Annotated in this window: 21 protein-coding genes; 10 read left to right on the forward strand and 11 right to left on the reverse strand. The window is 65.6% G+C overall.

The window, feature by feature from the left end; translation table 11 throughout:
* Positions 1–55 precede the first annotated feature (55 nt).
* The 3 genes from AC3WMU_RS12040 to AC3WMU_RS12050 are packed head-to-tail and all read left to right on the forward strand — an operon-like array spanning position 56 to position 1,694.
* Positions 56–328, forward strand: coding sequence for a YbeD family protein (locus AC3WMU_RS12040; protein WP_006224847.1), 273 nt, complete (start codon positions 56–58; stop codon positions 326–328).
* An 11-nt stretch (positions 329–339) separates the two neighbouring features.
* Positions 340–978 (forward strand): lipoyl(octanoyl) transferase LipB, encoded by a 639-nt coding sequence (gene lipB / locus AC3WMU_RS12045; protein ID WP_492282400.1) that lies wholly within the window; start codon positions 340–342, stop codon positions 976–978.
* Positions 975–1,694, forward strand: coding sequence for a tetratricopeptide repeat protein (locus AC3WMU_RS12050; RefSeq protein WP_492282401.1), 720 nt, complete (start codon positions 975–977; stop codon positions 1,692–1,694). The genes lipB and AC3WMU_RS12050 overlap by 4 nt, the downstream gene beginning before the upstream one ends.
* 38 nt (positions 1,695–1,732) lie before the next feature.
* On the opposite strand, the gene AC3WMU_RS12055 is transcribed toward AC3WMU_RS12050, so the two are convergent.
* Positions 1,733–2,545 carry a substrate-binding domain-containing protein gene (locus tag AC3WMU_RS12055; RefSeq protein WP_492282402.1) on the reverse strand — a complete coding sequence of 271 codons (813 nt, stop codon included), beginning with the start codon at positions 2,543–2,545 and terminating at the stop codon, positions 1,733–1,735.
* A 158-nt stretch (positions 2,546–2,703) separates the two neighbouring features.
* Between AC3WMU_RS12055 and lipA the strand changes: the two genes are divergently transcribed.
* Complete coding sequence (gene lipA / locus AC3WMU_RS12060; protein WP_313462663.1) at positions 2,704–3,708, forward strand: lipoyl synthase; 1,005 nt, start codon at positions 2,704–2,706, stop codon at positions 3,706–3,708.
* Between the two features lie 21 nt (positions 3,709–3,729).
* On the opposite strand, the gene rfbC is transcribed toward lipA, so the two are convergent.
* The 5 genes from rfbC to AC3WMU_RS12085 are packed head-to-tail and all read right to left on the reverse strand — an operon-like array spanning position 3,730 to position 7,710.
* Entirely contained in the window at positions 3,730–4,272 is a 543-nt protein-coding gene (gene rfbC, locus AC3WMU_RS12065) for a dTDP-4-dehydrorhamnose 3,5-epimerase (RefSeq protein ID WP_492282403.1), read from the reverse strand.
* Positions 4,272–5,153 carry a glucose-1-phosphate thymidylyltransferase RfbA gene (gene rfbA, locus AC3WMU_RS12070; protein WP_035213097.1) on the reverse strand — a complete coding sequence of 294 codons (882 nt, stop codon included), beginning with the start codon at positions 5,151–5,153 and terminating at the stop codon, positions 4,272–4,274. The genes rfbC and rfbA overlap by 1 nt, the downstream gene beginning before the upstream one ends.
* Entirely contained in the window at positions 5,150–6,046 is an 897-nt protein-coding gene (rfbD, locus tag AC3WMU_RS12075) for a dTDP-4-dehydrorhamnose reductase (RefSeq protein WP_454678049.1), read from the reverse strand. The genes rfbA and rfbD overlap by 4 nt, the downstream gene beginning before the upstream one ends.
* 9 nt (positions 6,047–6,055) lie before the next feature.
* Positions 6,056–7,105, reverse strand: a complete 1,050-nt coding sequence (gene rfbB, locus AC3WMU_RS12080; RefSeq protein WP_424624627.1) for a dTDP-glucose 4,6-dehydratase — start codon at positions 7,103–7,105, stop codon at positions 6,056–6,058.
* 50 nt (positions 7,106–7,155) lie between these two features.
* Positions 7,156–7,710: a cob(I)yrinic acid a,c-diamide adenosyltransferase gene (locus tag AC3WMU_RS12085; RefSeq protein ID WP_006224838.1), complete on the reverse strand. Its 555-nt coding sequence runs from the start codon at positions 7,708–7,710 to the stop codon at positions 7,156–7,158.
* Between the two features lie 214 nt (positions 7,711–7,924).
* Between AC3WMU_RS12085 and AC3WMU_RS12090 the strand changes: the two genes are divergently transcribed.
* Positions 7,925–8,233, forward strand: a complete 309-nt coding sequence (locus AC3WMU_RS12090) for a copper-binding protein (RefSeq protein WP_006224837.1) — start codon at positions 7,925–7,927, stop codon at positions 8,231–8,233.
* A gap of 86 nt (positions 8,234–8,319) precedes the next feature.
* Here the strand turns inward: AC3WMU_RS12090 and hslU are convergent, their stop codons facing one another.
* The 5 genes from hslU to AC3WMU_RS12115 form a co-directional block, all read right to left on the reverse strand.
* On the reverse strand, positions 8,320–9,654 hold the full coding sequence (hslU, locus tag AC3WMU_RS12095; protein WP_035213095.1) for an ATP-dependent protease ATPase subunit HslU: 1,335 nt from the start codon (positions 9,652–9,654) through the stop codon (positions 8,320–8,322).
* A 73-nt stretch (positions 9,655–9,727) separates the two neighbouring features.
* The gene (gene hslV, locus AC3WMU_RS12100; protein WP_006224835.1) at positions 9,728–10,267 is read right to left on the reverse strand and encodes an ATP-dependent protease subunit HslV; all 540 of its coding nucleotides are present in this window, start codon (positions 10,265–10,267) and stop codon (positions 9,728–9,730) included.
* Positions 10,268–10,420: 153 nt separating this feature from the next.
* Complete coding sequence (gene dksA / locus AC3WMU_RS12105) at positions 10,421–10,885, reverse strand: RNA polymerase-binding protein DksA (protein WP_006216410.1); 465 nt, start codon at positions 10,883–10,885, stop codon at positions 10,421–10,423.
* 126 nt (positions 10,886–11,011) lie between these two features.
* On the reverse strand, positions 11,012–12,130 hold the full coding sequence (locus AC3WMU_RS12110) for a CobW family GTP-binding protein (protein ID WP_006224834.1): 1,119 nt from the start codon (positions 12,128–12,130) through the stop codon (positions 11,012–11,014).
* A 367-nt stretch (positions 12,131–12,497) separates the two neighbouring features.
* Positions 12,498–13,001 carry a Fur family transcriptional regulator gene (locus AC3WMU_RS12115; protein ID WP_006224833.1) on the reverse strand — a complete coding sequence of 168 codons (504 nt, stop codon included), beginning with the start codon at positions 12,999–13,001 and terminating at the stop codon, positions 12,498–12,500.
* 173 nt (positions 13,002–13,174) lie between these two features.
* Between AC3WMU_RS12115 and AC3WMU_RS12120 the strand changes: the two genes are divergently transcribed.
* Genes AC3WMU_RS12120 through AC3WMU_RS12140 form a run of 5 tightly spaced genes read left to right on the forward strand, consistent with a single transcriptional unit; the run spans position 13,175 to position 16,589 of the window.
* Positions 13,175–13,345, forward strand: a complete 171-nt coding sequence (locus tag AC3WMU_RS12120) for a hypothetical protein (RefSeq protein ID WP_492282404.1) — start codon at positions 13,175–13,177, stop codon at positions 13,343–13,345.
* Positions 13,342–14,064 carry a metal ABC transporter ATP-binding protein gene (locus tag AC3WMU_RS12125; RefSeq protein WP_280028427.1) on the forward strand — a complete coding sequence of 241 codons (723 nt, stop codon included), beginning with the start codon at positions 13,342–13,344 and terminating at the stop codon, positions 14,062–14,064. Before AC3WMU_RS12120 ends, AC3WMU_RS12125 begins: the two co-directional genes overlap by 4 nt.
* Positions 14,061–14,927 carry a metal ABC transporter permease gene (locus AC3WMU_RS12130; protein ID WP_035213094.1) on the forward strand — a complete coding sequence of 289 codons (867 nt, stop codon included), beginning with the start codon at positions 14,061–14,063 and terminating at the stop codon, positions 14,925–14,927. The genes AC3WMU_RS12125 and AC3WMU_RS12130 overlap by 4 nt, the downstream gene beginning before the upstream one ends.
* Positions 14,928–14,946: 19 nt before the next feature.
* A complete protein-coding gene (locus tag AC3WMU_RS12135) occupies positions 14,947–15,945 on the forward strand; it encodes a metal ABC transporter substrate-binding protein (protein ID WP_424624623.1) in 999 nt (332 codons plus the stop codon).
* Positions 15,906–16,589 carry a DUF1007 family protein gene (locus tag AC3WMU_RS12140; protein WP_088588635.1) on the forward strand — a complete coding sequence of 228 codons (684 nt, stop codon included), beginning with the start codon at positions 15,906–15,908 and terminating at the stop codon, positions 16,587–16,589. Before AC3WMU_RS12135 ends, AC3WMU_RS12140 begins: the two co-directional genes overlap by 40 nt.
* The last annotated feature ends 22 nt before the right edge of the window (positions 16,590–16,611 follow it).

Consider the following 16,611-nt stretch of genomic DNA (forward strand, 5'->3'; position numbering starts at 1 on the left):
CACCGTTTGCCCCCATATAAGAACATTCAGGGGCAACACCCACTCTAGGCAAATCATGCATATTCCGCCCGAAGAATCGCTTATCGAATATCCCAGTGACTTTCCCATCAAGGTCATGGGCAAGCACCATCCCGAATTCGCGCAGACGCTGACCGAAGTCGTGTTGAAGTTCGACCCGGGTTTCGATGCCGCCACGGTCGAGATGCGCCCCAGCAAGGGCGGCAACTACATGGGCCTGACCTTTACCGTGCGCGCGACCTCGCGCGAACAGCTCGACAGCCTCTACCAGGCGCTGCACGGCCACCCGATGGTGTCCATCGTTCTGTAAGCGGGATCGCCGTGATCAAGTGGCTCGCGCGGCCGGCGGACTATCTGCCGGTCTGGCAGGAAATGCAGGCGTACACCAACCAGCGCGGCGCCGATACGCCTGACGAGATCTGGCTGTGCGAGCACGCGCCGGTGTACACCCTGGGCCAGGCCGGCCTGCCGCAGCACGTGCTCAACCCCGGCAACATCCCCATCGTCCACTGCGACCGCGGCGGCCAGGTGACCTACCACGGCCCGGGCCAGGTAATGGCGTACGCGTTGTTCGACCTGCGCCGCGTGGACATGTACGTGAAGGAATACGTCAACTTGCTGGAAGGCGCCGTCATCGACACGCTGACCCAGCATGGCGTCGACGGTGCTTGCCGCAAGCCTGGCGCTCCGGGCGTATACGTGCCGGATCCCGATGGCGGCGAATTGGCCAAGATCGCCGCGCTGGGCATCAAGATCCGCAACGGGCGGGCTTATCACGGCGTGTCGCTGAACGTGGCGATGGACCTGGGGCCCTTTTTAGGCATCAACCCCTGTGGCTACGAAGGGCTGCGCACCGTCGACATGGCGGCCTGTGGCGTGCGACGCGCGCCTACCGACGTGGGCGACGCGCTGGCGCAGAATCTGGCGGCCGCCTGGCGCCGCGCAAGGAACCCGATATGAAGACATTCAGCGCCGCCGACGTCGCCGCGACGTCCCCGGAACAGCTGGCGCGCCTGCGTGAAGGGCCGCCCGACGACTACGCCGCCTGGATCCGGGCGGCCGCCGAACTCGGGCTCGTTGAAGCGCAGACGATCTACGGGCAGATGCTGCTGGACGGCGTGGGCGTCGAACGCCAACCGGAAGAGGGCCTGGGGTGGTTCAAGCGCGCCGCCAACGCCGATCACCCGATGGCCATCAACATGGTGGGCCGCTGCTACGAAAACGGCTGGGGCGTGCCGCGCGACGATACGGTGGCGGCGTACTGGTTCCGCCTGGCCGCCGACCGCGGGCTGGATTGGGGCATGTACAACTACGCCCACATGCTGCGCAGCGGCCGGGGCGGGGTCACGCAGAACAAGGCCGCGGCGCTGGCCTTATACCAGCAGGCGGCGCAGACCGGCCACGTGAAGTCGATCGGCGTGGTCGGGCGCTTCTATGAAGCGGGCGATGTGGTCGAACAAGACCTGGAACGCGCCTTCGACTGCTACCAGCGTTGCGCCGAAGGCGGTGACTTCCGGGGCATGTTCCACCTGGGGCGCCTGCTGTTGCTGCGCGGCAAGAAAGAAGAGGGGGTGCAGTGGCTTGTCCGCGTGCCGGAAACATCCACCCCGGCGTTTCTGAAGGAAGCCAACGCCATGCTGCAGGACTGCGGGTTCCCGGCGCTGTACGAGGTGTGAAGTAGCCCGGCAGTCAGAACGCTCGCGCTACACCCATCCTACGTGCTTAACCGGGTTTCGAAGACCGTTTCCAGCGTGTCGCCCTGGCCGACGCCGCGTACGCCGGCCAGGCGGTCCAGCAGCAATTGGGCCGCCCGCCTGCCCAGGTCGGCGGCATCCACGCCCAGCGTCGTCAGGCCTTGGGCCCATTGCGCCGCGCTGCCATCGTCCGTGAAACCCAGCACCGCCAGGTCCTGCGGCACGTGCAGGTCGCGGTTGTGTGCTTCGGAGACCGCGGCGGCTGCCAGCAGGTCCGACGTGCAGAACACCGCGTCGAAGATCGTGTTGGTGGCCAGCAAGCGCAGGAAGGCCATGCGGCCGTCGTTCATCTGCTGTACCTCGGGCTGCACGATGTCGGCAACCCGGTCCAGGCCCAGCGCGGCAGCCGTACTGAGGAAACCGTCGCGCCGCGCGCGCTCCCACGGGTTATCGGCGCTGATGCAGGCCACCATCGCGTGGCGCTTTTCGGCCAGATGACGCGCCGCCGCGCGTCCGGCTTCCTCGTTGTCGATCACCACCGCGCTGTCCAGCGGCCGGGCCGAGGCGCTCCAGGTTTCCACCACCGGTATTTCCAGCGCGGCCAGGCCGGCCCGCAGGACGGGCTCGTCCAGAGGGCCGATGACCAGGGCGGCGGCCGGGCGCAGGACGGCCAGCTGGGGCAGCATGGCGGCATCGTGCCAGGGGCCGGCGGCCAGGTAATGGCCGGCGGGCGCCAGGCGTTCAGCGCAGGCCTGGATGGCGCGGCCAGCGGGCCCGGCATCCAGGCGGGGCGCGATGAGCGCCACGGGGCGCAGCGTAGGCAGGGAGGACATAGAGAATTTCAGGGGATTCGTCAGGCGTGACGATAACCCAGGCGGGCAGGCGCCGCCGGGCGCGGGCGGGCGATCGCGGCGGATCCCGGCGCGCGGGGGTAAAATGCCTCTTTTGTCTCAGACCGGGCCGTCTTGCGCCCCGGTTTCGAAGGTGCCCAATGTCTACGCTCGCCGAGTCTCCTGTTCCCTCGAACGAATCCGCCGCCGCACCCGCGGACTCGGCCTACGATCCGACGCAAAAGCAGAAATCGCAGGCCAAGACGGCACGCATCCCCATCAAGATTGTCCCTGCCGAACGTCTGAAGAAGCCCGAGTGGATCCGCGTGAAGGCTGCCGCGCCCGGCTCGCGCTTCTACGACATCAAGCGCATCCTGCGGGAACACAACCTGCACACGGTGTGCGAAGAAGCGTCTTGCCCGAACATCGGCGAATGCTTCGGCAAGGGCACGGCCACGTTCATGATCATGGGTGACAAGTGCACGCGCCGCTGCCCGTTCTGTGACGTGGGCCATGGACGCCCCGACCCGCTGGACACCAAAGAACCCGAGAACCTGGCGCGCACCATCGCCGCATTGAAGCTGTCTTACGTCGTGATCACGTCGGTCGACCGCGACGACTTGCGCGACGGCGGGGCCGCCCACTTCGTGGACTGCATCACGCACATCCGCGAACTGTCGCCCACCACGCGTATCGAGGTGCTGGTGCCTGACTTCCGCGGCCGCCTGGACCGTGCGCTGGCGATCCTGAACGCCGGCCCGCCGGACGTCATGAACCACAACCTGGAAACCGTGCCGCGCCTGTACAAGCAGGCCCGCCCGGGTTCGGACTACATGCACTCCTTGAAGCTGCTGGCTGAATTCAAGAAGCTGCATCCGGAAGTGCCCACCAAGTCCGGCCTGATGCTGGGCCTGGGCGAGACCGACGAAGAAATCCTGCAAGTGATGCGCGACATGCGCGAACACAATGTGGACATGCTGACGATCGGCCAGTACCTGCAGCCGTCGGAGCACCACCTGCCCGTGCTGCGTTACGTGCACCCGGACACCTTCGCCATGTTCGAGCGTGAAGCCTATGCGATGGGCTTCTCGCATGCGGCAGTGGGCGCGATGGTGCGTTCGTCGTATCACGCGGACGAGCAGGCGCACGCGGCTGGCGTGAACTGAGTCAGCCTGAGTCAGCCTGAGTCAGCCTGTTTCGGCGTCGTCCAGGGACACGCCGTTACCGTCCTTCGCGGACAGCAACGGCGTCAGGCCGCCCGGCCAGGTAATGCCCACGGCCGGATCGTCCCAGCGAATGCAGCGCTCATGGTGCGGGGCGTAGTAGTCCGTCGCCTTGTACAGGACGTCGGCGGAATCCGACAGCGTCAGGAAACCGTGGGCGAATCCTTCGGGTATCCACATCTGGCGCTTGTTCTCTGCCGAGAGCACCACGCCAACCCATCGCCCGAAGGTCGGCGACGTGCGCCGAACGTCGACCGCCACGTCGAATATCTCGCCCGCGCATACGCGCACCAGCTTGCCTTGCGGCTGCGTCACTTGATAGTGCAGGCCGCGCAAGACGCCCTTGGCCGAGCGCGAATGGTTGTCCTGCACGAAGCGGCGCGAGAGGCCGGTCGCGGCTTCGAAAACTTCCTGGTTGAAGCTCTCGAAGAAGAAGCCGCGCGCGTCGTTGAACACGCGGGGTTCCAGGACCAGCACGTCTGGGATGGCTTGCGCAAGGGCTTTCATCAGAACACCTTATCCACCAGGACACGCATCAGGTATTGGCCATAGCCGCTTTTGGACAAGGGCGCGGCCAGCTTTTCCAGGGCGTCGGCGCTGATCCACTGCTGGCGGAAGGCGATTTCTTCCGGACACGCCACCTTCAATCCCTGGCGGTGTTCCAGCGTGGCGATGAACTGGCTGGCTTCCAGCAGCGATTCGTGGGTGCCGGTGTCCAGCCAGGCAAAGCCGCGTCCCATGATCTCCACGCTCAGCTTGCCTTGCTTCAGGTAGTGCTGGTTTACGTCGGTGATCTCGAGTTCGCCGCGCGCGGACGGCCGGATGCCGCGCGCAACGTCGATCACATCGTTGTCGTAGAAATACAGGCCGGTGACGGCATAGCCGGACCGGGGACGGGCGGGCTTTTCCTCGATGGACAGCACCTTGCCGTCGCGGTCGAATTCGGCCACGCCGTAGCGCTCCGGGTCCTGCACGTGATAGGTGAACACGGTGGCGCCGTCTGGGCGTCCGTTGGCGTTTTGCAGCAGCCGGGGCAGTTCGTGGCCGTAGAAGATGTTGTCGCCCAGGACCAGCGCGCAGGGGTCTTGCCCGATGAAGGGTGCGCCGATCAGGAACGCCTGCGCCAACCCGTCGGGCGAGGGTTGCACCGCGTAGGCAAGATTCAAACCCCATTGCGATCCGTCGCCCAGCAACTGCTGGAACCGCGGCGTGTCTTGCGGCGTCGAGATGATCAGGATGTCGCGGATGCCCGCCAGCATCAACGTGGTGAGGGGGTAGTAGACCATCGGCTTGTCGAAGACCGGCAGCAGTTGTTTGCTGACCGCCAGCGTCGCCGGATGCAGCCGTTCGCCGGCGCCGCCGGCCAGCACTATGCCTTTACGCATCATGTGAATTCCCCGCGCGCCGAAAGTTGATCCAGGAAGCGGTCCGCGCCTTGCGTCCAGGAGGGCAGCCGCAGCGCCAGTGCGGCCGAGAGCCGCGTGGTGTCCAGCCTTGAATTGTGCGGGCGTTTGGCCGCGGCGGGGTAGTCTTTCGAGGCGATGGCGCGGATCCGATCCGGAGTCAGTGCCAGGGCCGCGCCCCGCGCCGCAGCGCCGGAAACCAGATAGCGCGCGAAGGCATGCCAACTGGTGGCGCCGCCGGCAGCCAGATGATAGATGCCGGCCGGCAGCCGCTGTTGTCGGTGGCGGGCCACGGCCTGTGCTGTGACGTCGGCGATCAGCGAGGCGGAGGTCGGTGCGCCGATCTGGTCTGCCACGACATCCAGACGGTCCCGGGTCCGGGCCAGACGCAAGATGGATGTGGGAAAGTTACGGCCATGCGGCGCGTAGACCCAGCTGCAGCGGAACACCAGCGCGTCGCAGCCGCTTTCCAGCACTGCCGACTCCCCCGCGAGCTTGGTGGCGCCATAGACATTCAACGGGCGGGGCGTATCGGTTTCCGTGTACGGCTGGTCGCTGTCGCCGTCGAAGACATAGTCGGTGGAATAGTGCACCAGCAGGGCGCTTGCGTCCTTCGCGTATTGCGCCAGCGCGGTGACCGCCTGCGCGTTGACCTGATCAGCCGCCTCCCGATCGGTTTCGGCCTGGTCGACGGCGGTATAGGCCGCCGCGTTCACGATTACATCGGGACGGTGCGCAGCCAAGGCGCGCAGCAAGGCATCCTGATCGCGCAGGTCGACGTCGCCGTGGCCAAGCGGGACGACCTCGCCCAGTGCGGGCAAGGCGTGCCGCAGTTCCTGACCAATCTGACCCGCTTTGCCCAGCAGTAGGATCTTCACGCGGTTCCGCTAAATCGTGGAGGGGGTGCGATAGGCGCCGCTCGCAACATTTGCCACCCATTGCGCTTCGTCCAGGTACCACTGCACCGTCTTGCGGATGCCGGATTCGAAAGTCTCGGCCGGTATCCATCCCAGGTCGCGCTGCAGGCGCGTTGCGTCCACGGCATAGCGGCGGTCATGGCCGGCCCGGTCCGGCACGTGGACGATCTGCGATGCGTACGACTGGCCGTCGGCCCGCGGCCGGCGCTCGTCCAGCAGCGCGCACAGGCCGCGCACCAGATCCAGATTGGTCTTTTCGTTCCAACCGCCCACGTTGTACGTCGCGCCCGGAACACCGGCTTGCAGCATCCGGCGGATGGCGTCGCAGTGGTCGGCCACATACAGCCAATCCCGCCGCTGCAGGCCGTCGCCGTAGATCGGCAGCGGCTTGCCGGCGAACGCGTTGTGGATTACCAGGGGAATCAACTTTTCCGGAAACTGCCGCGGGCCGTAGTTGTTCGAGCAATTCGACGTCAGGACGGGCAGGCCGTAAGTCTGGTGATAGGCACGCACCAGGTGGTCGCTGGCCGCCTTGCTGGCGGAATAGGGGCTGTTCGGCGCGTAGCAGGTCAGCTCGGTGAACGCAGGGGCGTCTTCGTCCAGCGAGCCATAGACTTCGTCGGTGGAAATATGCACAAAGCGGAAATTCGCCTTGCCGCCGTCGTCCAGCGTCGACCAATAGTGGCGGACGGCCTCCAGCAGGTGGAAGGTCCCGACGACGTTCGCCTGCAGGAACGTGCCCGGATCGGCGATGGACCGGTCGACGTGGGTCTCGGCGGCGAAATTGATCAGCGCGCGAGGGCGGTGCGTGTGCAACAGCGCCGACACCGCCGCCTGATCGGCGATGTCGCCGTGGACGAACGTGTGCCGCGCGTCGAGCGTCAGCGATGCCAGATTGTCCAGATTGCCGGCGTAGGTCAGCTTGTCCAGCGTGACGACCGGTTCGTCGCTGCGGGCAAGCCAGTCCAGGACGAAGTTGGACCCGATAAAGCCGGCGCCGCCGGTGACGATAATGCTCATGTGCTTGGAAATCTGAAGGCCGGGGAGGTCCGGCGTGTCGCGGCCACGCCTTAGCGGCGCGCCTGGGCTCCCGCCCAGAACGTGTCTTTCTGCCCCGCATGCTGGTTTATACAACGGGCTAGCACGAACATCAGGTCCGACAACCGGTTCAGGTACTGGCGCACCGGAGGATTCACAGATTCGGCCCCCGCCAGCGCCACCACCGCCCGTTCTGCCCGCCGGCACACCGTACGCGCCACGTGTGCCTGCGCTGCGGCGCGGGTGCCGCCCGGCAGAATGAATTCGCGCAGCGGGGCCAGCGTGGCGTTGTAGTGCGCCAACCGCGCATCCAGGCGGGCGATTTGCGCGTCAGTCACGGCGGCGTGACCGGGAATGCAGAGTTCCGCGCCCATGTCGAAGAGGTCGTGCTGGATCGCCATCAGGTCCAGCGAAATCTCGGGCGGCAGGGGGTCAGTCAGCAGCAGGCCGATGACGCTGTTCAATTCATCCACGTCGCCCAGGGCCGCGATGCGGGGGCCATCCTTGGGAACGCGTGATCCGTCCCCCAGCCCTGTCGTGCCGTCGTCTCCGGTGCGGGTGGCAATGACGGATAAGCGGTTGGCCATGGGGAGTGTCCTGAATCGGGGAAAAGGAAGGGGCGGATTGCGTCCGGGGGTAAGCGCACGCCCGGGCGGACGGCCGCTTCGCAATCAACTGTAAGGATTGTTGCGTCGACCCCGCCGGAACTGTTGCATAACGGCGGTATCCTAGCATTGTGGAAAGCAGCAAGGGCGCGCGTTTCGGCCCCTTCGGCTTTCGCTGTCAATGGAGGACGCCTGTATGGCTTTTGACCGCAAATATGCAATGCCCATGGCCATCGCTACCGCGATGGCCGTCGTGACCCTGGCTACGCCCTTGGCGTTCGCGCAAACGGCCGACGCCAGCGGCGAAGTGCGCCGGGTCGATCCGGCCGCGGGCAAGGTCACGATCAAGCACGACGAGATCAAGGCCCTGGACCTGCCGGCCATGACGCTGGTCTATGAGGCCGATCCGCCGGCCCTGCTGTCCAAGATCAAGGCGGGCGACAAGGTCCGCTTCACGGCCACCCGCAAGGACGGCAAGTATGTCGTGACGGCGATCACGAACTGACGCCGCGCCATGAAAAACGCCGTTTACCGCAAGATTGCGATAAACGGCGTTGATCAGAAGGGAGCGCGCCAGGCGCGCCGCCCGACTTACAGCACGTAGCGCGCCAGGTCCTGGCTGCTGGCGGCTTCCGCCAACTGCGAGTTGACGTAGGCGGCGTCGATCTTCACGTGCTTGTCCTGGCTGGACGTCGCGTCGAACGACAGTTCGTCCAACAGCTTTTCCATCACCGTGTACAGGCGGCGGGCGCCGATGTTCTCGGTGGTTTCGTTCACGTCGTAGGCCAGTTCGGCCAGGCGACGCACGCCCTCATCCGTGAACTCCAACTGCACGTCTTCGGTGGCCATCAGCGCGGTGTACTGCTTGGTCAGCGAGGCGTCTGTGTCGGACAGGATGCGCACGAAGTCTTCGGCGGTCAGCGATTCCAGTTCCACGCGGATCGGGAAACGGCCTTGCAGCTCAGGAATGAGATCCGACGGGCGGGCCAGGTGGAATGCGCCCGACGCGATGAACAGGATGTGGTCGGTGCGGACCATGCCGTAGCGCGTGTTGACGGTCGTGCCTTCAACCAGCGGCAGCAGGTCGCGCTGCACACCCTGGCGCGACACGTCGGCGCCGCCCGATTCCTGGCGAGCCGCGATCTTGTCGATTTCGTCCAGGAAGACAATACCGTTCTGCTCGACGTTGTTGATGGCCACGGTGCGCAGGTCTTCTTCGTTGACGCGCTTGGCGGCTTCTTCGTCGACGATCAGCTTGAAGGCTTCGCGCACCTTCATCTTCTTGGGTTTTTTCTTGTCGCGGGCCATGCCGGCGAACATGCCGCGCAGCTGCTCGGCCATTTCTTCCATGCCGGGGGGCGTCATGACGTCCATCTGCGGCGCGGCCTGGGCCACTTCGATCTCGATTTCCAGATCGTCGATCTTGCCTTCGCGCAGACGCTTTCTGAATGTCTGGCGGGCGCTGTTGTCTTCGCCGCGTTCCGGTTCGCCGGAGGCGCCGCGAGCGGGCGGGACCAGGGCGTCCAGGATGCGGTCTTCGGCGGCGTCTTCGGCCTGGGTACGCACTCGGCGCATTTCCAGTTCACGCGTCTGCTTGATCGAGTATTCGGTCAGGTCGCGGATGATGGTGTCGACGTCGCGGCCCACATAGCCCACTTCCGTGAACTTGGTGGCTTCGATCTTGATGAAGGGCGCGTTGGCCAGCTTGGCCAGGCGGCGCGCGATCTCGGTCTTGCCCACGCCGGTGGGGCCGATCATCAGGATGTTCTTGGGGTGGATTTCGTGGCGCAGGGGCTCGGCGACCTGCTGGCGGCGCCAGCGGTTGCGCAGGGCGACGGCGACCGCGCGCTTGGCGCGGTTCTGGCCGACGATGTATTTGTCGAGTTCGGAGACGATCTCTCCGGGCGTCATGTTGGATGCGGACATGAGGGCGAATCCTTGAAGCTAGGGCGGGCTGGGGAGGCGGCCGCGGCGCACGGGGTGCGCCGCGTGGCGGGCGTCAGTCGCCCAGCGTTTCGATGACGTGGTTCTGGTTGGTGTAGATGCAGAGGTCGCCGGCGATTTCCAGCGATTGCTTGACGACGGTCTCGGGCGACAGATCGGTGTTGCGCAGCAACGCCAGGGCAGCCGATTGGGCGTAGGCGCCGCCGGAGCCGATGGCCGCCAGGCCGTGTTCGGGTTCCAGCACATCGCCGTTGCCGGTCAACACAAGGGTGTGCTCGGTGTCGGCGACGATCAGCATGGCTTCCAGCCGGCGCAGGACGCGGTCGGTGCGCCAGTCGCGAGTCAGTTCGACCGCGGCGCGCATCAGGTTGCCCTGGTGCTTTTCCAGCTTGGCTTCGAAGCGTTCCTGCAACGTGAATGCGTCGGCGGTGGCGCCGGCGAAACCGGCCAGGATCTTGTCGTGGTACAGGCGGCGGATCTTGCGGGCCGTGCCCTTGACGACGATGTTGCCCAGGGTGACCTGGCCATCGCCGCCGAGCGCGACGCGGTTGCCGCGGCGCACACACACGATGGTGGTGGCGTGAAATTGTTCCATGCGTTCCTTCCTTTGAAAGGACTAGCTGGGGGCGGTTGACCGGAAATCAAGGCTGCGGGCGCGCATCCTCCGGGTCGGCAAAAAGGGCAATAAAAAAGGCTATGCCGGAAACCAGCATAGCCTTTCAGGGCAGGGCGTGAAATACGGGACGGATTAGTCGCCGTACAGCTTTTGGCGCATTTCACGGCGTTCCTGCGCTTCCAGCGACAGGGTGGCCGTGGGGCGGGCCAACAGGCGGGGTACGCCGATGGGTTCGCCCGTTTCTTCACACCAGCCGTATTCGCCGCTGTCGATGCGGGCGATGGACTGTTGCACCTTTTTCAGCAGCTTGCGCTCGCGGTCGCGGGTGCGCAGCTCCAGGGCGTGTTCTTCCTCGATGGTGGCGCGGTCGGCGGGATCGGGCACGAACTGCGTTTCGCGCAGGTGCTCAGTGGTTTCGCCGGCGTTGGCCAGGATGTCCTGTTCGAGTTGTTTGAGCCGTTCCTTGAAGAAAGCCAGCTGGCGTTCGTTCATATAGTCGGACTCGGGCATGGCCAGCAATTCCTTCTCGCTGGGCAGATCAATCGCCGTATCGCTCGTCGACTTGCTTGATTTTTTGGTTGCTGCCTTGGTAGCCATGAAAACACTCCACTATGAATCGATCCTGGCGCGGGCGTCCTTTCCCAGTCCGTGTTGCTTGCTGCTTACGCTATTCGTACCTCACAGTACTGCCTTCGTCGCATCGCGTCACGTCGGGAAGGGGGATTACCCCGCCAGGCACTGCTCCAAGCCCCGGGTGAAAATCTCCTGGGGCAGCTTACGTCCGATGAACACCATCTTGGTGGACGGTTTTTCGGCCGCGGTCCACGGCTTGCCGGGTTCGGCGCCCATCATCATGTGCACACCCTGGAACAACATGCGGCGGTTGATGCCCTTCATGTACAGGATGCCCTTGTAACGCATCAGGTCGGGACCATAGACCTGCACCACGCCACCCAGGAATTCCTCAAGGCGCGCGGGATCGAACGGCTTGTTGGAACGGAACACGAACGCGCCGATTTCGTCGTCGTGCTGGTGGTGGTGATGATGGTGGGCATGATTGCAATGCGCCCCGCAGTCGCCGTCGTGATCATGGTCGTGATCGTGGGCATGGCCGTGATCGTGCCCGTGGTCATGCCCATGGTCGTGGGCGGCGTCGGGGTGTTCATCGGCCAGGAATTCCGGGTCGATGTCCAGAATGGAATTCAGGTTGAAGCCGCTGATGTCGATGATGGACTTCAGGTCGACTTCGCCAAAGTTGACCGGCGTGATCGGCGCGCGCGGGTTCATGTGAACCAGGCGGTGGCGCAGCGCTTCGTAGTCGACTTCGTTGACCAGGTCGCGCTTGGAGATCAGGATGCGGTCGGCAAAACCAACCTGCTTCTGGGCTTCCGGTTGCGCGTCGAGCGTGGCCATGCCGTGCTTGGCGTCGACCACCGTCACCACCGCATCCAGGCGGTAGTACTCGGCGATGTCGTCATCCATGAAGAACGTCTGGCAAACGGGACCGGGGTTGGCCATGCCGGTCGTCTCGAGGATGACGCGTTCGAAATTCAGTTCGCCGGCTTCGCGCTTGGCGCGCAGCTCGGACAGGGTGCGCATCAGGTCGCCACGGACCGTGCAGCAGACGCAGCCGTTGGACAGTTCGATGATTTCTTCATCGCTGTCTTGCACGAGCAGGTCGTTGTCGATGCTTTCCGGTCCGAATTCGTTTTCGATGACCGCAACGCGGCGGCCGTGGAATTCGGTCAGGATGCGTTTGAGCAGGGTGGTCTTGCCCGCACCGAGAAAGCCGGTGAGGATGGTGACGGGAACCATTTTGTCCAAACTGCGCGGGGTGTTCATGGCGAAGCTGCTAGCGTGAGGTCAAGGCTGAAGTCTAGGCATTCAACTCATGGGCCTGGCAGGGGATTTTTCCCGTGCAGGATGATGTTTGCCACAGGCTGCGAAGGCCGCCAACAGCGGCCGGACGCAGGATTACAGCACAGTCGGGGGCAGGGGGCAAACCCCGGGTCAACCCAGGGGCCGAAGCCGTCCGGATCGCGGCTGTACGCCGTCAAGTATCGGGCGATATCACTATTTTGGGGCGGTTTGCCGGATTTCAAGGGCGGCGGCGGCCCTGGCCCGATGAGGGACAGAGGGCGGTGAGGCGTCCGTCCTGCCGCGGGCGGGGCGCGCCAGGCGGACGCCGTCCGCCGGATGGCGCCGATGCCTAGTGGTGATGGTGGTGATGGCCGGCGTCAGCGGGCTGCTTCTGCTGGCATTGGGGACACAACGCGCGGATCTCGGTTTCGTGGGTGGCCAGGGCGTAGCCCGTTTGGGCGACGCGCTCGGCCAGTTGGCGGCTCATGGCCGGATCGGACACTTCCGCCACGGCGCCGCAACCCGTGCAGACCACCAGCAGGTCATGGGGGGCGCCGCCGGCGTCATGACAGGCGCTCCAGGCGTTGACGGCGTCCAGCCGGTGGATCAGGCCTTCGTCCATCAGGAAGTCCAGCGCCCGGTACACCGTCGGAGGCGCGGCGCCCGGGTGGACTTCGCGCATGGCGTCCAGCAATTCGTAGGCTTTCAGGCTGCGGCCGTGACGCAGCAACAGTTCCAGCACCTTGCGGCGGATGGGCGTGAGGCGGCGTCCGCGCTGCTCGCACAGCGTCTCGGCGACGCTGAGCTGAGCGCCGACGGTGTCGCTGCGGGGGGATCGGGGCGGAGCGGGCATGGCGGGCTTTACCTGAATGAGGAACGCGCGCGACGCGCGCGAGATGCCTGGAAGGTAGCAGAAAACATGGATATGCGGGCATCCAGGGCGGATTCAAGCTTTATTAGTTATGATATAACATAATAAAATCACGCGGCATCGCAATTCCGCCGCCTTTCGAACACCGCTTTCCCATGTCTCACTTCTCGCTTCTGCCTTGCCGGCCCGGCGCCGCGCCCCGGCAAGGCGCCATCCCCCGTTCCGCTTTCCTGGTTTCCGCCTGGCGCCGCATGGCGGCGGCACTGGTGGCGGCCGCCGCCCTCTGGGCCCTGACCGGCTGGGCGCTGGATTGGTGGCCGCGATGAGCGTGACGCCGGTGCACATCGAATTGGATGACGCGTCGTTCGGCTGGCATGGCCATCCGGCGTTGAAATCGGTGTCGGGCCGGTTTGCCGCCGGCGGCATGACGGCGGTGGTGGGCCCCAACGGGGCCGGCAAGTCGACGTTGATCAAGGGAATCATGGGTGTGTTGCGCCCCATGACCGGCAGCGTGCGCATCAGCGGCGCGGGCCGGTCCGAGCTGGCCTGGTTGCCGCAGGCGGCTGAACTGGATCGGTCGTTCCCCGTGACGGTGCTGGATCTGGTGGCGATGGGGGCGTGGCGCCGAGTCGGCGGATGGCGCCGGTATGGCGGCGAAGAACTTGACCGCTGCATGGATGCGCTGGAAACGGTGGGGCTGGCGGATGCCGCCGGACGCGGCGTGGATACGCTGTCGGGTGGTCAGATGCAGCGCACGCTGTTTGCGCGGATGCTGATGCAGGATGCGCCGGTGCTGCTGCTGGATGAACCGTTCGCAGCCGTGGACAGCCATACCGCCGACGACTTGATGGCGTTGCTGTGCGGACTGCACGGCCAGGGCCGGACGGTGATCGCCGTCCTGCACGACCTGGAACTGGTGCGTGACCACTTCCCCGATTGCCTGCTGCTGTGCGGCTCGGTCGTGGCCTGGGGCGCAACGCAAGACACCTTGAACGACGCGCATCTGAAGATGGCGCGGCAATGGCACGCGAGGGCCTACGCATGAGTCTGGCGCAATGGGTGGTCTCGCCCTTTCTGGATTACGGCTTCATGCGGCGCGCGCTGGCGGGCGCCAGCGCTTTGTCGCTGGGCGCCGCGCCGTTGGGCGTATTCCTGGTGCTGCGGCGCATGAGCCTGATGGGCGACGCCATGTCGCACGCCATCCTGCCGGGCGTCGCGGCCGGCTTTCTGCTGTCGGGTTTGTCGTTGGGCGCGATGATGCTGGGCGGCATCGCCACCGGCCTGGCCGTGGCCCTCCTGGCGGGACTCGTGGCGCGATTGACGCCGTTGCGCGAGGACGCGAGTTTTGCGGCTTTCTATCTGATCTCGCTGGGGCTGGGTGTGCTGCTGGTGTCGTTGCGCGGCTCCAATATGGATCTGCTGCACGTGCTGTTCGGCACGGTGCTGGGCCTGGATGACGCGGCGCTGCTGCTGGTGACCATCACGGCTAGCGCGACCTTGTTGGTGCTGGCGGCGATCTACCGCCTGCTGGTGGCCGAATGCCTGGACCCCGGCTTCCTGCGCGCCAGTGGCGGCGGGGGCGGCTGGGTCCACATGGGCTTCCTGGTGCTGGTGGTCGTGAACCTGGTGGCGGGCTTTCAGGTGCTGGGCACCTTGATGGTGGTCGGGATCATGATGCTGCCCGCGGCCGCTGCCCGCTTCTGGGCGCGTTCGGCGGCCCGGCAGATTCCGCTGGCCGCGGCGTTTGGCGTGCTGGCGTCCGTCAGCGGGCTGCTGGTCTCGTACCACTACAACGTGCCGGCCTCGCCCTCGATCATCCTGGCCGCCGGCGCCTGTTACCTGTTTTCCATCGTTGGCGGCCCGCATGGCGGGTTGCTGCGGGCGCCGCGCCGCATGCGCCGGGCCTGACTTCACTAGGAGATTCGCTATGCGTTCCATTCTGCCGGCGCGCCGCCGCGCCCTGTTGGCCGTTGCCGGACTGTGCCTGTCGGCCGTTTTCGGCGCGGCGCACGCCGCCGACCCCGTGAAGGCGGTCGCCAGCTTTTCCATCCTTGGGGACATCGTGCGCGAAGTGGGTGGCAACGACGTCAGCCTGACCACGCTGGTGGGCCCCGACGGCGATGCCCATGAATACGAACCCACTCCGGGCGACGCGAAGAAGCTGTCCGCCGCGCAGGTGCTGTTCGTGAACGGCCTGGATTTCGAGACCTGGCTGCCCAAGCTGACGAAGGCCTCGGGCTTTGCGGGCAAGACCGTGGTGGCCTCGCAGGGCGTGACGCCGCGCAAGTTCGCCGGGCACGGCGATGCGGACAAGCACGACGATCACGGCCATGACGATGACCACGGACACGGCCACGAACACGGGCATGACCGCGAGGACGGCCACCATCATCACGGCGATGCTGACCCGCATGCCTGGCAGAACCTGGCCAATGGCGTGATCTATGCGCGCAATGTGGCCGAGGGCCTGGCCGCCGCCGACCCGGCGCATGCCGACGACTACCGCCAGCGTGCAAACGCCTACATCGCCAAGCTGCAAGCGCTGGACGCCAATGTGAAGAAGACGTTTGCCGCCATTCCCGCCGAGCGGCGCAAGGTCGTGACCTCGCATGACGCCTTCGGCTATTTCGGCGACGCCTACGGCGTGGCGTTCATTTCGGCAATGGGTGTGTCGACGGATGCTGAGCCGTCGGCGGGCGAAGTCGCCGCCATCATCGAACAGGTCAAGCGCGAACGCGTGCCGGCCGTCTTCGTCGAGAACATCACCAGCCCCAAGCTGGTGCAGCAGATCGCGCGCGAGACCGGCGCCAAGGTGGGTGGTACGCTTTATTCCGATGCGCTGTCCAAGTCCGGACAGCCCGGCGCCACCTATCTGGAAATGTTTGAATGGAACGTACGTCAGCTTGCCGCGGCCTTGCAACCCTGAGCGCCGTGACGGCCATGCTGGCGGCGGGCGCCGCCAGCGCGCATCCGCACATGTGGATCGACGCTCGCGCCACCATCGATATCGACGCGCAGCACCGCATCACGGCAGTCCGCCAGGTCTGGTTGTTTGACGAGATGTTCGGCGCCTATGCCACGCAAGGCCTGAAGACGGGCAAGGACGGTTCCTTGCCCGCCGCAACCTTGAAGGGCATGGCCGATGACTGGATGAAGGCGCTGGGCGAACCGATCTCACACTATTTCACCCGGGTCACCGCGGACGGCAAGATGGCCGCGTTCGCAGCTCCGCGCGATGCGCGCGTCGATTGGAATGCGAAGACCAAACGGTTGACGCTGTCGTTCACGTTGCCGCTGGCCGCGCCCGTGGCGCCGGGTGCCGACGGCGCGCAAGTCGATATCTACGACCCCACGTATTTCGTCGCGTACGCCTTCGATGAAAAAGGTGCCGTGGCGCTGGGCGGCCCGGCTGCCGCGGCGTGCACGTCCGAATACCGCAAGCCCAAGGAACTGGATTGGAAGACCATGCAGCAACTGGCCGCGATCCCGGCCGACCCGGACGCGTTGCCCGACGAGCTTTTCGCCATCACCAAGGGGCTGACGCACCGCATCGAAGTGCGGTGCCCGTAGTACGACGTCCGAGCGTCGCCGC

The sequence above is a fragment of the Achromobacter sp. FW305-C-13 genome (genome assembly GCF_058783475.1).

What these genes read in the sequence shown, in the direction of transcription:
- AC3WMU_RS12090 (WP_006224837.1), top strand. Translation starts at nt 7,925, where the DNA reads ATGGCTTTTGACCGCAAATATGCAATGCCCATGGCCATCGCTACCGCG.
- AC3WMU_RS12085 (WP_006224838.1), bottom strand. Translation starts at nt 7,710, where the DNA reads ATGGCCAACCGCTTATCCGTCATTGCCACCCGCACCGGAGACGACGGC.
- dksA (WP_006216410.1), bottom strand. Translation starts at nt 10,885, where the DNA reads ATGGCTACCAAGGCAGCAACCAAAAAATCAAGCAAGTCGACGAGCGAT.
- rfbA (WP_035213097.1), bottom strand. Translation starts at nt 5,153, where the DNA reads ATGATGCGTAAAGGCATAGTGCTGGCCGGCGGCGCCGGCGAACGGCTG.
- hslV (WP_006224835.1), bottom strand. Translation starts at nt 10,267, where the DNA reads ATGGAACAATTTCACGCCACCACCATCGTGTGTGTGCGCCGCGGCAAC.
- AC3WMU_RS12130 (WP_035213094.1), top strand. Translation starts at nt 14,061, where the DNA reads ATGAGTCTGGCGCAATGGGTGGTCTCGCCCTTTCTGGATTACGGCTTC.
- AC3WMU_RS12140 (WP_088588635.1), top strand. Translation starts at nt 15,906, where the DNA reads ATGGAACGTACGTCAGCTTGCCGCGGCCTTGCAACCCTGAGCGCCGTG.
- AC3WMU_RS12125 (WP_280028427.1), top strand. Translation starts at nt 13,342, where the DNA reads ATGAGCGTGACGCCGGTGCACATCGAATTGGATGACGCGTCGTTCGGC.
- rfbC (WP_492282403.1), bottom strand. Translation starts at nt 4,272, where the DNA reads ATGAAAGCCCTTGCGCAAGCCATCCCAGACGTGCTGGTCCTGGAACCC.
- rfbB (WP_424624627.1), bottom strand. Translation starts at nt 7,105, where the DNA reads ATGAGCATTATCGTCACCGGCGGCGCCGGCTTTATCGGGTCCAACTTC.
- hslU (WP_035213095.1), bottom strand. Translation starts at nt 9,654, where the DNA reads ATGTCCGCATCCAACATGACGCCCGGAGAGATCGTCTCCGAACTCGAC.
- AC3WMU_RS12050 (WP_492282401.1), top strand. Translation starts at nt 975, where the DNA reads ATGAAGACATTCAGCGCCGCCGACGTCGCCGCGACGTCCCCGGAACAG.
- AC3WMU_RS12040 (WP_006224847.1), top strand. Translation starts at nt 56, where the DNA reads ATGCATATTCCGCCCGAAGAATCGCTTATCGAATATCCCAGTGACTTT.
- AC3WMU_RS12135 (WP_424624623.1), top strand. Translation starts at nt 14,947, where the DNA reads ATGCGTTCCATTCTGCCGGCGCGCCGCCGCGCCCTGTTGGCCGTTGCC.
- AC3WMU_RS12110 (WP_006224834.1), bottom strand. Translation starts at nt 12,130, where the DNA reads ATGAACACCCCGCGCAGTTTGGACAAAATGGTTCCCGTCACCATCCTC.
- lipA (WP_313462663.1), top strand. Translation starts at nt 2,704, where the DNA reads ATGTCTACGCTCGCCGAGTCTCCTGTTCCCTCGAACGAATCCGCCGCC.
- AC3WMU_RS12115 (WP_006224833.1), bottom strand. Translation starts at nt 13,001, where the DNA reads ATGCCCGCTCCGCCCCGATCCCCCCGCAGCGACACCGTCGGCGCTCAG.
- AC3WMU_RS12055 (WP_492282402.1), bottom strand. Translation starts at nt 2,545, where the DNA reads ATGTCCTCCCTGCCTACGCTGCGCCCCGTGGCGCTCATCGCGCCCCGC.
- AC3WMU_RS12120 (WP_492282404.1), top strand. Translation starts at nt 13,175, where the DNA reads ATGTCTCACTTCTCGCTTCTGCCTTGCCGGCCCGGCGCCGCGCCCCGG.